Here is a 14,436-nt window from a genome sequence, read left to right on the forward strand (position 1 = left end):
CGGTGTTCGTACGACGCATCGCCGTGGTCGGCACGGGGTACGTGGGGTTGACGACGGGGGCGTGCCTGGCCTCGCTCGGCCACGACGTGGTCTGCGCCGACGTGGACGCGGCCAAGGTCGAGCGGTTGCGGCGCGGTGAGATCGACATCCTGGAGCCGGGCCTGGCCGAGCTGGTCGCCGAGGGGATGGCCGCCGGTCGGCTGACGTTCGTGCTGGGCGCCACCTCGGCGATGCGGCACACCGCCGAGGGCCCGGAGGTCATGTTCCTCTGCGTGCCGACGCCGATGGGCGTGGGCGGGGTGGCCGACCTGAGCATCGTCGAGGCCGTGGTGGAGGAGGTGCGCGAGCTGCTGCCGCCGGGCTGCGTGGTGGTCAACAAGTCCACCGTGCCGGTCGGCACCGCCGAGCGCACCGCCGAACTCCTCGCCCGCGACGACGTGGCCGTGGTGTCCAACCCGGAGTTCCTCCGCGAGGGCAGCGCGGTCTACGACTTCCTCAACCCGGACCGCATCGTGGTCGGCGGCTCCCAGCAGGACGCCGCTGAGCGCGTCGCCGCCCTCTACGCCCGCCTGGGTGCCCCGACCGTGCTCACCGACGCGCCGTCGGCCGAGCTGGTCAAGTACGCGGCGAACTGCTTCCTGGCGATGAAGCTGTCCTACGTCAACGCCGTCGCCGAGCTGTGCGACCGCCTCGGCGCCGACATCACCGACGTCACCGAGGGCATGGGCTACGACAAGCGCATCGGCCAGGCGTTCCTGCAACCCGGCCCGGGCTGGGGCGGTTCCTGCCTGCCCAAGGACACCTCGGCGATGCTGCAACTGGCCGACGCCGCCGACTTCGAGTTCCGCCTGATCCGGGCCACCATCGACACCAACACCCGCCAGCGGCAGCGGATGGTGGAGAAGGTCCGGCTGGCGGTCACCGGCAAGCGCGGCGGTTCCCTGTCGCACAAGCGGATCGCCCTGTTCGGCCTGACGTTCAAGGCGGGCACCGACGACCTGCGCGACTCACCGGCCCTCGCGGTGGCCGCGCTGCTGCGCCAGGCGGGGGCGGACCTGGTCGGCTACGACCCGGCCCTGCGCCCGGACAACCCCCACCCGGACCTGACCGGCGTCACCGTCGTCGACGACCCGTACCTGGCGGCGAAGGACGCCGAGGCGGTGGTCGTGCTGACCGAGTGGCCGGAGTTCCGCTCGCTGGACTGGTCCCGGCTGGCGGAGTCGGTCAGCAGGCCCACGGTGATCGACACCCGCAACCTGCTGGACCCGGCCGTGGCCCGCCGCGGCGGTTTCGAGTGGATCGGCATCGGCAAGAGCTGAGCCCCACGCCCCGGCTCGGCGACCCCGCCGGGCCGGGGCCCGCCCACCAGCAGGTCGACCACCGCGAAACCGCGGGCGGGCTTCACGCGGGGTCGGTGAAGTCCAGGTACGCCAGTGCCTGGTCGTCGTGCGCCTTGCGGCGGGGCCAGCGCACACCGTCCCGATCGCCGCGCTCAGCGGCGCGAACAGCGTCCAGCAGGACCTGCGGCCCGTGCTCGCTCGCCATCACGCGCGCGGTCGCCCAGTCGAACAAGCCGTATCGGTCAACCCCGCAGGTCACACCGTCCGTTGCGATCAACGCCGCCCGCACCCGGTCCCGCCGCCACGTCCGGTGCACCGCCTGCGCGGCGGCCGACGGCAGCGCCTCGGCGACCCAGAAGCCCCCGTCCCGGTTGCGCAGCCGGTCGACCGAGGCCGTGGTCGCCCGCGCCTCCCGGGGCAGGTCGGCCAGCCGGGTGTCCTCGACCACCTCGTACCCGTCGTCGGTGAACACCACCACCGGGGTGTCGGCCAGCACCAGCGCCTCGACCTCGTCGTCGGTCCAGCGCACCACGGCCACCGTGCTCGACGGGCTGTTGCCCGGGGTGTAGCCGTTGCCGCGGGCCACCGCCCGGATCGCCCCGGCCAGGTGCTTGACCAGTGGCAGCTCCGGCGCCGCGGTCAGCCGGGCCACGAGCTGCGCGCCCAGCTCAATCGCGTACGCGCCCCCGGAGGGCAGGTCGTCGCGGGTGGCGGTGGCGCCGTCGAGCACGACCACGGCGTCCGGCAGCACCATGACGACGTCCTCGGTCGGGCGTTCCCGCCCGTCGAGTCCGACCCCGGCTGCCTCGGCGACGGTGATCTGCGGCATGTGCGCATCCTGCCTCCGTCAACCTGGGTTGACATAGCCGCCCTCGTCAACGTAAGTTGACGCCATGGCGGAGGCAACACAACTGGCAGGCGCCGCGGGTGACCGCGACCCCCGCGTGGGGCTGCGCGCCGTCGCGGCGCTGCGCAAGCTCCTCGAGCAACTGGAGGCGGTCCAGGTGCGCAGCGCCCGGGCGGACGGGTGGTCGTGGCAGGAGATCGCGGCCGAGCTGGGTGTCAGCAAGCAGGCCGTGCACAAGAAACACGGGAGGAACTGACGATGTTCGAACGCTTCAGCAAAGCCGCGCGCAACGCCGTCCGCGACGGCGTCCAGATCGCCGGGCGCGACCACGCGGCGAGGGTCGAGGCCGAGCACCTGCTGCTCGGCATCCTCGCCCAGGACCGCACCCCGGGAACCGACATCCTCGTCCGGCACGCGGTCACCACCGCGGCGGCCCGCGAGGCCATCGACGTCGCCCGCCGCCGCGGTGGTCTGTCCACAGCGGACGCCGAAGCCCTCACCGGCCTGGGCATCGACGTGGACGCGGTGGTCGCCGCCGTGGAGCACAGCCACGGCGAGGGCGCCCTGGCCGCGGCGGGCAGGCGCGGGCGCTCCTTCGGGTGGCGCGTCCCGCTGTCCCCCGAGTGCAAGCGCGTCCTGCAGCGCTGCCTGGTCGAGGTCGTCGAACGCGGCGAGAACACCATCGGCGACGAGCACCTGCTCCTGGCCATCCTCCGCACCGGCGGCACCGCCGCCGACGTCCTCACCGGCTTCGGCGTCACCTACGAGGTCGTCCGGGACTCCCTGGCCAAGGCCTGATCCACAGCGGCCCGACCTACGGCGTGACCGCCAGGAACACGAACGCGCTGAACAGGACCAGGTGGACGGTCCCCTGCAACAGCGTCGCCCGCCCGGTCACCAGCGTCATCATGCTCACCACCACGGTGAGCACCAGCAGCACCAGTTCCTTCGCGCCCAGCCCGAGCAGCAGCGGCCCGGTCAGGAAGATCGACGCCACCGCGATGGCCGGGATGGTCAGCCCGATGCTGGCCAGCGCCGAGCCCAGGGCCAGGTTCAGGCTCACCTGCAACCGGTCGCGCAGCGCGGCGCGCACCGCCGCCACCGTCTCCGGTGCCAGCACCAGCATGGCGATGACCACGCCGACGAACGACACCGGCGCCCCGATGGACTCCACGGCCGATTCCAGCGTCGGGGACACGGTCTTCGCCAGGCCCACCACCGCCACCAGGCACAGCAGCAGCAGGCCCAGGCTGGTGAACGTGGTGCGGTTGGTGGGGGCGGCGGCGTGGTCGTCGTCGGAGGTGCTGCCCTTGGGCAGGAAGTAGTCGCGGTGGCGGACGGTCTGCACGAACACGAACACCCCGTAGAGGACCAGCGACGCGACGCCCGCGAAGGCCAGTTGGGCGCCGGAGAACGTGGGTCCGGGGGTGGAGGTGGTGAAGGTCGGCAGCACCAGGCTCAGCGTCACCAGGGCGACGATCACCGCGAGCGCGCCGCCCGAGGCGTGGGCGCGGAACTCCTGCTCCCGGTGCCGCAGCGAGCCGACCAGCAGCGCCAGGCCGACGATCCCGTTGCAGGTGATCATGATCGCGGCGAACACCGTGTCCCGGGCCAGGGACGCGGCCTTCTCCCCGCCGGAGGTCATCAGGGTGACGATGAGCGCCACCTCGATGACGGTCACCGCCAGGGCGAGGATCAGCGTGCCGAACGGTTCACCGACGCGGTGCGCCACGACTTCGGCGTGGTGCACCGCGGCGGTGACGGCGCCGCCGAGGCCCAGGCAGACCAGGACCAGCAGGACGGCGCCGAGGGAGCGCCCCCAGGTGACGGCCAGCACCACCGCCGCGGCGGGTGGGACGGCCAGGCTCCAGCGGGGCAGGGCGGGGGTGGTCGTCGTGTCGTTCACCCCGTCGACAGTAATGTCGGTTTTACGCCCCGGCGCGCGGTCGCCAGGAGACCAGCGGCAGGAACGCCTGGGCGAGCGGGCCGATGGCGAGCGCGTAGAGCGCGGTGCCGAGGCCGACGGTCCCGCCGAGCAGCCAGCCGGTGGCGAGCACGGTCAGCTCGATTCCCGTTCGGACCCAACGGATCGAGACGCCGGTGCGCGTGGACAACCCGGTCATCAGCCCGTCGCGCGGCCCCGGTCCGAGCCGGGCGCCGATGTAGGCGGCGGTGGCGAAACCGTTCAGCAGCACGCCACCGATGAGGAAGGCGAGCCTCGTCACCACCGCCGACGGGGTGGGCAGCAGCGCGAGCGCGGCGTCGACCGCCAGGGAGATCACCACCACGTTGGCCACCGTGCCCACGCCGGGCCGCTGCCGCAGCGGAACCCAGCACAGCAGCACGCCGACGCTGGTGATCGCGGTGACGGTGCCGAAGCTGAGCCCGGTCCGCTCGTGCAGCGCCTCGTGCAGCACGTCCCACGGCGCGAGCCCGAGCGCGGCCTCGATCTGCATGGCCATGCTGGTGCCGTAGAGCACCAGTCCGAGGAACAACTGCGGGAGCCTGCGCCCGGGGCTGACCCCGACCGCCACCGATCTCACGTCCAAAGCTGACATGACCCCATCGTGGCCGGGCATTGGCCTTCTCATCCACGGCCAATCATGCACAATTGGCCTTGTGGACACGCCCACTGGCCGGATCTCGGCCCGCCGACTGGTCCTCCTGCTCGGCCAGTGGCGGGCCGCGGGCAGCAGGCAGGGCTCCGCCGGGCTCGCCGCGGGCATCCGCAGGCTGGTGCTGGAGGGCGAGCTGCCCCCGGGCACCACGCTGCCCGCCGAGCGCGAGCTGGCCGCGGCGCTCGGCGTCAGCCGCACCCTGGTGGCCGCCGCGTGGGAGCAGTTGCGCGCCGATGGCTTCCTGCGCAGCAGGCGCGGCTCGGGCACCTGGACGGCGCAGCCGAACACCCCGACCGCGCCCACCGCCCTCACCGAGCAGCCCCTCGACCTCGCCCGCGCCGCCCCGGCCGCGCTGCCCGACATCCTCGCGGCCTTCGACCGGGTGCGCGACCGCTTCGCCGTCGAGCTGGGCGGCCACGGCTACCACGAGGTGGGCCACCCCCTGCTGCGCGCCCGCCTCGCCGAGCGGTTCACCGCCCGCGGCCTGCCCACCGACCCCGACCAGGTCCTGGTGACCAACGGCAGCCACCACGCGCTGGCGCTGGCCCTGCGCGCCCTCACCGGCCCCGGCGACCGCGTCCTGGTCGAGCAGCCGACCTACCCCAACGCCATCGACGCCATCCGGGCCGCGCACGCCGTCCCGGTCCCGGTGCCGATGCCCGAGGCGGGCTGGGACCTCGCGGGCCTGGCGGCCACCACCCGCCAGGCCGCGCCCCGGCTGGCCTACCTCGTCGTCGACTTCCACAACCCGACCGGCCGCAGGCTCGACGTGCCGGGCCGCGAGCGGCTGGCCGCCGTCCTGCGCCGCACCCGCACCCCGACCGTCGTCGACGAGACCCTGGTGGAGCTGGACCTCGACGGCGATCCGGCGGACGGCCCGCCGCCGATGGCGGTGTTCGCGCCGAACCAGGTGATCACCGTCGGGTCGGCCAGCAAGTCGCACTGGGGCGGGCTGCGGCTGGGCTGGGTCCGCGCCCCGGCCGAGGTCGTGCACCGGCTGGTCGCCGCCCGGTACGCCTTCGACCTGGGCTCCCCGGTCTTCGAGCAACTGGTGCTGGCCGAGCTGTACGCCGACCCGGAGCCGCTGCTGGCCGCGCGCCGGGCGCAGATCCGCACCCAGCGCGGGGCGCTGGTCGACGCGCTGCGGGAGCACTGCCCGAGCTGGGGGTTCGAGGTGCCCGCGGGCGGGCAGAGCCTGTGGTGCGCGCTCCCCGCGCCGATCAGCACCCGGATCGCGGTCGAGGCCCAGCGGGTGGGGGTGCGGGTGGCGCCGGGTTCGCGGTTCGGCGTCCACGGCGGGCTGGAGCGGTGGCTGCGACTGCCCTACACGCTGGCGCCCCCGGCGCTGGTCGAAGCCGTGCGCAGGCTCGCGGTGGTGGCCGGGGAGGTCGGCGGGGAGACCGCGCCGGGAGCGGGGGCCGGACTCGTCCCGGTGGCGTGACTGGCCCTGGAGGGGGTCCAACCGCTACAAAGTAGTGCGCTGGATGGCGTAGTCGCGTGGACCTTTCGGTTGCGACTCCGCCATCCAGCGCACTCGGCCCTGGTCGTACGCCCAGGTCAGTCGGCACAGCCCCTCGTTGTGCCGATCGGGCGGGCGACCGAGGGTGGGACCCCGGCGCCGCGGGGGCATCGCGGCGCCGGGGCCAGTCCCCGAGTCGGCCGGGCGCGGTCGGCCGATCGGGACGTCTGGTTCCTCGGGGGGATCTCCAGGACCACCGGGTGTGCGGGCGGTACCTGGGGGGAGCGGCCGACGGAGTGGTCGGCGGCAGCGGGCAGACCGGTCCCGTGGGACCCGGGTGTCAGTCGGGCGTCGAAGCGGGCAGCCCGGCCGCCCGGCCCGGCTGCGCGAACACCCGGTCGTCGACGGCGACGGCGAAGGTCGGCGGCGCCGCGCCGGTGCGCGTGGACAGGACGCCCTGCGGGGCGCCACCGCGGGCCTGACCGCTCAGGTCGTGACCCGAGGGGGCGGCGGCGGGCGCGGCCGGGGCGCTGGGGGAGAACGGCTGCTGGGGCGCCTGGCCGGACCCGGTCAGCGCGGTGGCCTCGACCGGCTCGGCCTGGGCGGGCGCCCTGGTCGCCGCGGGCGCCCGGTCGGACCTGCGCTCGACCCGGGTCTGCGCCTGGTCGTGCCTGCGCGGGGACTCGGCGACAGCGGCGGTGACGGCGGCGGGGACCTGCGGGAGCGCGGCCGGGGCCGGGGCGGTGATGGGGGTGGTGCCGGGGGCGGGCGCGGGTGGGACCTGCGGCGCGGGCGCCTCCGGGGCCGGGAGCACGAACGGCGGCACGAACGGCGGGGTGAACGGCGGCACGACCGGCGGCGAGAAGGTCGGCGGTGGCGGGAGGGTCGGCGGTGGCGGTAAGGAAGGGAGGACGACCGGGGCGGGTGGCGAGAAGTCCAGCACCGGCGCGACCAGTTGGTTCGCGGTCTCGGTGACCGTGCCGACGACCCCCGCCACGGTGCTGAGCGTGGTGTTGAGCACCGTCGTGACCTGGTCGAGCGTGCCGTCCAACAGGCTGAACAACGCGGCGGAACCGTCGTGCTGGCCGCTCGGGGACTGCTCGGGGGCGGGGGGCTCGTGGGCGGTCTGCGCGGACGCGGAAACCGCCAGCGCGAGCCAGCCGATCAGCGCCAACGCCCCGGTCACGACCAGGCGCAGCAGGGTGCGGGAGGGAGCTCGGGAACCGCTCACCGCCGTCACCACCATCCGCAACTCGTCGCCCGACGTCGAACCGGCCCCGCCCGATCGGTGCGACCTGGCCACTATCCAGCACCGGTTCTCCCTTTTGCACCTTAGTGGCGCGTGTTCCACCCGGAAAGACGGTGAACGCCCCGCCTCAGTGGGCCGAATGGAGACGATGATCACCGACAGTGGAAATCACCGGTCCGGGTGACGTCGAGCCGCCTTCCGTGCGGGGGGACCGCGGCGGCGGCAGGGTGTCCGTTGTGTACTCACAGCACCCGGACGCCCTCCCCGAGCTGGCCGAACGGCTCAGCGGCCTCACGGTGCACGACCCGGGCGGACCCGCGCAGTGCCTCGTCCGAACCGGTCAACTCCTCGTCCCGAGGGCGCGGGTGGAAGATGCCGCTCGCATTTTGCGGAGGTGGGTCGACACCGTCGAAACCGACGGTCCGGGTCTGCTCCGATTGCGCCCCCCGGTCGCCGCCGACTGCGTGCGGATAGCCGCCGACGTGGCCGAGCGGGTCCCGGTCGCGGCCAACCACGTCCACCTCGTCGGCACCCCGGTCCTCCACGGGACCGGTGCCGTCCCCACCCCGGCCGACCCGCCCCCGCCACCACCGCGGGAGGTGTGGGCGCCACCGGTCACGGTCACCCTGTTCGACACCGGCCTCGACCCGCACCCCTGGTTCGCCGACCGCCCCTGGTTCGACCCCACCACCGCCGAACTCCTCGACGAGGACGCCGACGGCCGCGCCGACCGCCAGGCGGGCCACGGCACCTTCGTCGCGGGCGTCCTCCTGCGCCACGCCCCCGGGGTCACCATCCGCGCCCACCGCGTCCTCACCCCCCGCGGCCTGACCGACGACCGGACCCTCGCCGCCGCCCTGCACCACGAGTCGACCCGCCCCCACCCCCACGTCATCGTGCTCACCGCGGGCTGCCACACCGCCGACGACCGCTGCCCCCCGGTCCTCGCGGACGAACTGGCCCGCTTCCCCACCACCGCGGTCGTCGCCGCGGCGGGCAACACCGGCACCACCCGCCCGTTCTGGCCCGCCGCGCTCCCCGGTGTGGTCGCGGTCGGCGCCTCGGCGCTCGACGGCTCACCCGCCCCCTTCACCAACCGCGGCCCCTGGGTCGACCGCCACGCCCCCGGCGTCGACGTCCTCAGCAGCCACGTCCGCCTCGCCGGGGGCGTGCGCACCTTCGGCGCGGCCCGCTGGAGCGGCACCTCCTTCGCCGCCCCCCGGGTCGCCGCCGAGATCGCCCGCGCCCGCCTCACGCCCCCACCACCCCCAGCACCCCGGGCCCGCGCCCACCCCGGTCCCTGACCGCGATCGGACTCCCCACCACCGTCTTGGCCCCCAGCCGGAGGAAGGCCAGCGGGAACCCGTAGGGGTGCCCCACCTCACACGCCGCCAGCACCACCCGCCCGGGCCCCCGCCGGAGCCCACCCAGGTGGTGGGGGTGCAGCGTCCCGTCCCCCAGGTCGATCCCGGGCGCCCCGGCGCGGTGGTGCCCGTGCGCGGCGATGTGCACCCACCCCGCCCGCCCGATCGCCTCCCGAGCGGCGTCGACGGTGGGCTCGACGAGGAGGGTGCCGCCGTGGGCGCGGTGCAGCGCGGTCACCTCGGGCACGGCGTGGTCCAACCCCGGGCCGGCGATCCACAGGCGCGGCCCGGTGGGCTCGGGAGCGGCCTCGGCACGGCGGTAGGCGGCCACCGAGGGGGCGACGGTGATGCCACCGGGCAGCAGCCCCCACGGCAACCCCGCCAGGGCGGGCGTGGGCACGACCACGGTGCGGCGGCCTGCGGGCAGCCCCAACAACCGGGCGAACTCGACGGCAGCCTGGCGGGCGGGTGACAGCCCGGCACCGGGCACACCGCAGGCCGGCAGGCCGGTGGGGAACAGCCCGGCAGTAGGCGGGCCGGGGGAGGCCTGGTTTGGGGGGACCAGGCCAGCGGGGGGCAGGCCGGGGGAGGCATGGCCTGCGGGGAACAGCCCGGCGTCCAGCAGACCTGGGGCAGGCATGTCGGCGGGGGCCTTCCCGCTCGCGGAGTGTTCGGCGAGGACGGCGTGCCGGTGGAAGGCACGGGCGGCCGCGGTGATGCGAGCGGTGTCACCGATCTCTCGAAGGTCCGTAGTGGACAGTGCGAGCAGGGTGCCGCCCCGGTCGATGAGGACCACCAGCGCGGGGTCGTCGAGCGGCGCGGGCTCGGCGTCGTCACCGGTGTGCAGGGCCAGCAGCCGTTCGTTGCGCTCGTGCAGGTCCCGCGCCGTGCTCACCCCGGTGAGGGCGGACCTGGCTCGTTCGACGCGGGCGGGCGCGTCCACCCGAACCGCCCGGCGGGCCAGTTCGCGGGCCCGGGCGCCGAGTTCGGGCAGCCGGTGGTCCCGGAACAACTCGGCGGCCCGGGTGGCCGTCCGAGCGGCCGTCTCCCGGTCCCCGCCGCCCAAGGCGTGCTCAGCCCGAGCCAACAACGCCTCCGCGAACGCGGGCGCCCGCCCCGCCGCGGCCAACAACACCTCCGCCCTGGCCAACGTGGCATCAGCGGTGCGCACCAACCCCAACGCCAACTCCGACCGGGCGCGGTCGACCAACACCTCCGGCCACCGCCCCTCATCAACCCCCGAGGCCGCGTAGTGCTCCACGGCCCGCGCGTGCTCCCCCGCCTCAGCGGCGAGGAACCCCCGGTTGTGCACGCAGGTGGCCGCCCGCTCCACCTCTCCGATCCCGGCGTAGACCTCCCCGGCCTCCGCCAACGCCCGATCCGCCTCAGCGAACCGCCCCAGGTGCCCCGCGGCCACCCCCAACCCCACCAACGCGTTCGCCCGCCACCGCGGCTTCCCCGCCAACCCGGCCACCGCCACCGCCAACACACCGACCGCTTCCGCGTACCGCCCCGCCGCGCACTGGATCAACCCCCCGAGGCAGTCCGCCCGCACCACCCCACCCGCCCCCAACCCGGGCCGAGCGACCGCGATCAACGCCTCCGCCTCCGCGTCATCCCCCAACCGGTGCGACACCCACGCCAACACCAACCGCGACTCGGCCCGCTCCCGCTCATCCCCCGCCACCGCGATCGCCGCCCGAGCCGCCCGCCGCGCCACCAGCGGCTCCCCCTCCTCCTGCCGCCGCACCGCCTCCGCGTACCACTCCGCCCACGTCCGCAACTCCCCATCCCGCGGCCCCGCCCGCTCAGGACCTCGCGCGGCCCTCGACCGCCGGTCGCCCGCCCTCCGCGCCGACGTAGTCGTCTGCGCGGTCGTGCCCCCAGCCTTCACCTGCTTTTGCGTTCTCTCTACGTCCTGTGCCTGGGGGTGTTCCGCCAAGTCCTGCCCATCGCCGAACTGACCCGTCGGAGCTCGGCCCCCTGCCGCCGACCGCGCTCCCCGCACCGCGGCCCGGTTCCCGGCCACGCCCCCGCTCACCCCAGCCACGACGTCACCAGCGGCACCCCACCGGCCCGGTGCAGCACGAACCGAACCCGCCCCCGGACCACCGGCCCGCCGAAGCTCCCCCCGGCGTCCACCGCGTACCGGGCCCCACCCGCCGCCCCCTGCGACTCCACCCGGGTGACCCCCAGTTCCGGTGCCACCACCCCGGTCACCTCGTCCCCCACCCGGATGGTGATGTCCGGCTCCCGGGCCCACACCCGCGCGGTCCCCCGCATCAGCGGCACCGCGACCTCCTCCAGTTCGACCCGCTCCCACCGCACCCCCAGCAGGCTCCCCGCCACCACCGCCGCCTCCCGCACCCCGGCGGGCACCGGGTCGAGCCCGCTGAGCACCTCGCGCAGCTCGGCGAGCAGCCCGGCCTCGTCGTCCCTCACGCCGCCTCCCCGGGCACCCCGAGCAGCACCAGCCGCCGCCGCAACGCCTCCAGGCAGCGGCCGCGCGTCTTGGACACCGCGCTGCCCGACAGGCCCAGTACCCCGGACAGCTCCACATAGGTCAGTTCGGGTGCGAAAGACTGCAACGCCAACAGGTTCCGGCACCGCTCGCGCAGTCCGGCGAACGCCCGCCACAGCAGGTCGTCGCGTTCGCCGCGCAGCGCCACCTCCTCCGGGCGCCAGGTCTCGTCCCCGTCGACCCACTCGGCCCAGCGGTCCGTCACGGTCTCGCGGCCCCGTTCGCCGAGGACCCGCAGCGACTCGCGCCGGGCGGTGGTCGCCAGCCACGCGCCGACCCGGTCGGGTTCGCGCAGCCGCCCGATGTTCTCCGCCAGGCGCACCCAGGTCAGTTGGCTCACGTCCGCCGCGTCGGCCCGTTGCAGGCGGTGGGCCCGCGCCACCGCCCACACCAGGTCCGAGTACCGCCGCACCAGTTCCCGCCAGGCGTCCTGGTCGCCGCCCGCCGCCAGCGCCACCAAGTCCCGCACCCCGCACGCACCTCCGTCCGCTCCACCCCTCGTCAGCCCGTCCGACGGCGGGGTGCGGCGGGTGGCTCCCGGGGTCACGCGAAGGTGTGACCTAGCGCAGCCTCCCCAGCCGCTCGACGGCTTCGTCCAGCACCTCGTCGCGCTTGCAGAACGCGAACCGCACCAGGTGCTTCCACTGCTCCGGCGAGTCCGTGAACACCTGCAGCGGCACCGCCGCCACACCCGCCCGCTCCGGCAGCGCGTAGCAGAAATCGACCCCGTCGGAGTAGCCCAGCGGGCGGATGTCGGCGCACACGAAGTACGTCCCCTCCGCCTGCCGCACCCCGAACCCGGCCGCCGCGAGGCCCGCCGAGAGCCGGTTCCGCTTGTCCGCCAACGCATCCCGCGTCGACGCCACCCACGCCGACTCGTGGCCGAGCGCGTAGGCCACCGCCGGTTGGAACGGCGCCCCGCCGACGAAGGTCATGAACTGCTTGGCCGCGCGCACCGCCGACACCAGTCCGGCCGGGCCGCAGACCCAGCCGATCTTCCAGCCGGTGCAGTTGAAGCTCTTGCCCGCGCTGGAGATGGTCAGCGTCCGCTCCCGCATCCCCGGCAGCGACGCCAGCGGGGTGTGGGTGCGGCCGTCGAACAGCAGGTCCTCGTACACCTCGTCGGTGATGGCCAGCAGGTCGTGGTCGCGGCAGACGGCGGCGATGCCCGCCAGCTCGGCCGCGGTGAACACGGAGCCGGTGGGGTTGTGCGGGGTGTTGACCAGGACCGCCTTGGTCCGGGGGGTCACCGCCGCGCGCAGCGCCTCGACCGGCACCCCGAACCGCCCGGACTCCTCCTCCACCAGCGGCACCACCACCCGGGTCGCCCCGGCGAGGGCCACCGAGGCGGCGTACGAGTCGTAGTAGGGCTCGAACAGGATCACCTCGTCGCCCGCCTGCACGAGGGAGAGCAGGGCCGCCGCGATGGCCTCGGTGGCGCCCACCGTGACCAGGATCTCCCCGTCCGGGTCGTACACCGTCCCGTACCGGGCGCGGCTCTCGGCGATGGCCGCCCGCAGCTCCGGGCGGCCCGGTCCGGGCGGGTACTGGTTGACGCCGGAACCGATCGCTTCCTGGGCCGCGGCCAGCATCGCGGGCGGCCCGTCGGTGTCCGGGAAGCCCTGGCCGAGGTTGACCGCCCCGGTCCGGGCGGCCAGCGCGGTCATCTCCGCGAAGATCGTCGAGGTGAACGGTCGCAGTCGGGGTACCAGCGGGTGTGGGGGCACGACTGCGCATCCTCACGGAGAATGGCGGGGTGGAGCAACTGACACCGGTCCCGGGCGAGGCGGAGAAGCGCCGCGCGCTGCGCACGATGAAACTGGTCGCGCTGTCGTTCCTCGGCGCGGCCACCCTCATCTTCCTGGCCACGGTCCTGTGGCCGGACCCGCCCGCGTGGGTGGGCTACGTGCGGGCGGCGGCCGAGGCGGGCATGGTCGGCGCCCTGGCCGACTGGTTCGCCGTCACCGCGCTGTTCCGCAGGCCGATGGGCCTGCCCATCCCGCACACGGCGATCATCCCCACCAAGAAGGACGTCCTGGGCGACAGCCTCGGCGACTTCGTCGGCTCCAACTTCCTGTCCGAGTCGGTCGTCCGCGACCGCCTCCGCCGCGTGGGCGTCGCCGGTCGCCTGGGCGGTTGGCTGGCCCAGCCGGACAACGCCGAGCGCATCACCTCCGAACTCGCCACGGTCCTGCGCGGCGCCGTCACCGTCCTGCGCGACGAGGACGTCCAGGCCGTCATGGAGCAGGCGGTCGTCACCCGCGTGGTCAACGTCCCCTGGGGACCGCCGCTGGGCAAGCTCCTCCAGCGCGTCTTCGACGACGGCACCCACCACAGGCTGGTCGACCTGATCTGCGACCAGGCCTACGAGTGGGTCAGCCGCAACCACGACCAGGTCATGCGCGTCGTCTCCAACCGCGCCCCCTCCTGGTCGCCCAAGTTCGTCGACGCCCTGGTCGCCGACCGCGTGTACGAGGAGGTCCTGACGTTCGCCTGGAACGTCAAGACCGACGTCAACCACCCCATGCGCGCCGCCGTCGACAAGTTCCTGCACGAGTTCGCGGGCAACCTCCAGACCGACCCCAAGATCATGGAGCGGGCCGAACTGGTCAAGCACCAGGTCCTCGAACACCCCGCGGTGAAGGACATCATCGGCCGGGCCTGGACCACGGCCAAGCGCATGCTCCTCGACGCCGCGGAAGACCCCTCCAGCGAACTGCGCACCAGGGTCCGCACCGCCCTCACCACCCTGGGCGACCGCCTGGCCAACGACACCGACCTCCGCACCAAGGCCGACGGCTGGGTCGAGGGCGCGGCGGCCTACGTGGTCCTCAACTACCGCGACGAGATCACCACCCTGATCACCGACACCGTCCACCGCTGGGACGCGGAGGAAACCTCCCAGAAGATCGAACTCCAGGTCGGCCGCGACCTCCAGTTCATCCGCATCAACGGCACCGTCGTCGGCGCCCTCGCGGGCCTGCTCATCTACACGGTCGCCCAACTCATCTCCTGAGCCCCCGCAAGCCCCCGGTCCT

At 74.6% G+C, this 14,436-nt stretch carries 14 protein-coding genes; 6 read left to right on the plus strand and 8 right to left on the minus strand.

Features of this window, described 5'->3' with window-relative positions:
* Positions 1-2: 2 nt before the first annotated feature.
* Positions 3-1,319, plus strand: a complete 1,317-nt coding sequence (locus tag DFQ13_RS07805; protein ID WP_110079686.1) for a UDP-glucose dehydrogenase family protein — start codon at positions 3-5, stop codon at positions 1,317-1,319.
* Positions 1,320-1,401: 82 nt separating this feature from the next.
* On the opposite strand, the gene DFQ13_RS07810 is transcribed toward DFQ13_RS07805, so the two are convergent.
* Positions 1,402-2,169 carry a protein phosphatase 2C domain-containing protein gene (locus tag DFQ13_RS07810; RefSeq protein ID WP_110079385.1) on the minus strand — a complete coding sequence of 256 codons (768 nt, stop codon included), beginning with the start codon at positions 2,167-2,169 and terminating at the stop codon, positions 1,402-1,404.
* A gap of 64 nt (positions 2,170-2,233) precedes the next feature.
* Between DFQ13_RS07810 and DFQ13_RS07815 the strand changes: the two genes are divergently transcribed.
* Both DFQ13_RS07815 and DFQ13_RS07820 read left to right on the plus strand, forming a co-directional pair.
* Positions 2,234-2,443: a helix-turn-helix domain-containing protein gene (locus tag DFQ13_RS07815; protein ID WP_110079386.1), complete on the plus strand. Its 210-nt coding sequence runs from the start codon at positions 2,234-2,236 to the stop codon at positions 2,441-2,443.
* Positions 2,444-2,445: 2 nt separating this feature from the next.
* The gene (locus DFQ13_RS07820) at positions 2,446-2,985 is read left to right on the plus strand and encodes a Clp protease N-terminal domain-containing protein (RefSeq protein ID WP_110079387.1); all 540 of its coding nucleotides are present in this window, start codon (positions 2,446-2,448) and stop codon (positions 2,983-2,985) included.
* Between the two features lie 16 nt (positions 2,986-3,001).
* Here DFQ13_RS07820 and DFQ13_RS07825 read toward each other — a convergent pair whose 3' ends face one another.
* Complete coding sequence (locus tag DFQ13_RS07825; protein WP_035289608.1) at positions 3,002-4,093, minus strand: calcium:proton antiporter; 1,092 nt, start codon at positions 4,091-4,093, stop codon at positions 3,002-3,004.
* 22 nt (positions 4,094-4,115) lie between these two features.
* The gene (gene yczE, locus DFQ13_RS07830) at positions 4,116-4,745 is read right to left on the minus strand and encodes a membrane protein YczE (protein WP_110079687.1); all 630 of its coding nucleotides are present in this window, start codon (positions 4,743-4,745) and stop codon (positions 4,116-4,118) included.
* A 61-nt stretch (positions 4,746-4,806) separates the two neighbouring features.
* Between yczE and yczR the strand changes: the two genes are divergently transcribed.
* The gene (yczR, locus tag DFQ13_RS07835) at positions 4,807-6,246 is read left to right on the plus strand and encodes a MocR-like transcription factor YczR (protein ID WP_407643144.1); all 1,440 of its coding nucleotides are present in this window, start codon (positions 4,807-4,809) and stop codon (positions 6,244-6,246) included.
* A gap of 358 nt (positions 6,247-6,604) precedes the next feature.
* Here yczR and DFQ13_RS07840 read toward each other — a convergent pair whose 3' ends face one another.
* Positions 6,605-7,495, minus strand: a complete 891-nt coding sequence (locus DFQ13_RS07840) for a hypothetical protein (RefSeq protein ID WP_146241159.1) — start codon at positions 7,493-7,495, stop codon at positions 6,605-6,607.
* A 455-nt stretch (positions 7,496-7,950) separates the two neighbouring features.
* Between DFQ13_RS07840 and DFQ13_RS07845 the strand changes: the two genes are divergently transcribed.
* Positions 7,951-8,817, plus strand: coding sequence for a S8 family peptidase (locus DFQ13_RS07845; protein ID WP_233438319.1), 867 nt, complete (start codon positions 7,951-7,953; stop codon positions 8,815-8,817).
* Here DFQ13_RS07845 and DFQ13_RS35545 read toward each other — a convergent pair.
* The 4 genes from DFQ13_RS35545 to DFQ13_RS07860 all read right to left on the minus strand — a co-directional run bounded on the left by DFQ13_RS35545 (position 8,765) and on the right by DFQ13_RS07860 (position 13,125).
* Positions 8,765-10,660, minus strand: a complete 1,896-nt coding sequence (locus DFQ13_RS35545; RefSeq protein ID WP_181399889.1) for a CHAT domain-containing protein — start codon at positions 10,658-10,660, stop codon at positions 8,765-8,767. The two genes, DFQ13_RS07845 and DFQ13_RS35545, sit on opposite strands and share 53 nt — an antisense overlap.
* Before the next feature lie 254 nt (positions 10,661-10,914).
* Positions 10,915-11,319: a hypothetical protein gene (locus tag DFQ13_RS33650; protein WP_181399890.1), complete on the minus strand. Its 405-nt coding sequence runs from the start codon at positions 11,317-11,319 to the stop codon at positions 10,915-10,917.
* Complete coding sequence (locus tag DFQ13_RS07855; protein ID WP_035289618.1) at positions 11,316-11,867, minus strand: RNA polymerase sigma factor; 552 nt, start codon at positions 11,865-11,867, stop codon at positions 11,316-11,318. Before DFQ13_RS07855 ends, DFQ13_RS33650 begins: the two co-directional genes overlap by 4 nt.
* A gap of 91 nt (positions 11,868-11,958) precedes the next feature.
* Positions 11,959-13,125 (minus strand): pyridoxal phosphate-dependent aminotransferase, encoded by a 1,167-nt coding sequence (locus DFQ13_RS07860; RefSeq protein WP_181399891.1) that lies wholly within the window; start codon positions 13,123-13,125, stop codon positions 11,959-11,961.
* 29 nt (positions 13,126-13,154) lie between these two features.
* Between DFQ13_RS07860 and DFQ13_RS07865 the strand changes: the two genes are divergently transcribed.
* Positions 13,155-14,414, plus strand: coding sequence for a DUF445 domain-containing protein (locus DFQ13_RS07865; protein ID WP_407643145.1), 1,260 nt, complete (start codon positions 13,155-13,157; stop codon positions 14,412-14,414).
* Positions 14,415-14,436: the final 22 nt, after the last annotated feature.

This window comes from Actinokineospora spheciospongiae (assembly GCF_003182415.1).
In the GTDB taxonomy this organism is placed as follows: Bacteria; Actinomycetota; Actinomycetes; order Mycobacteriales; family Pseudonocardiaceae; genus Actinokineospora; species Actinokineospora spheciospongiae.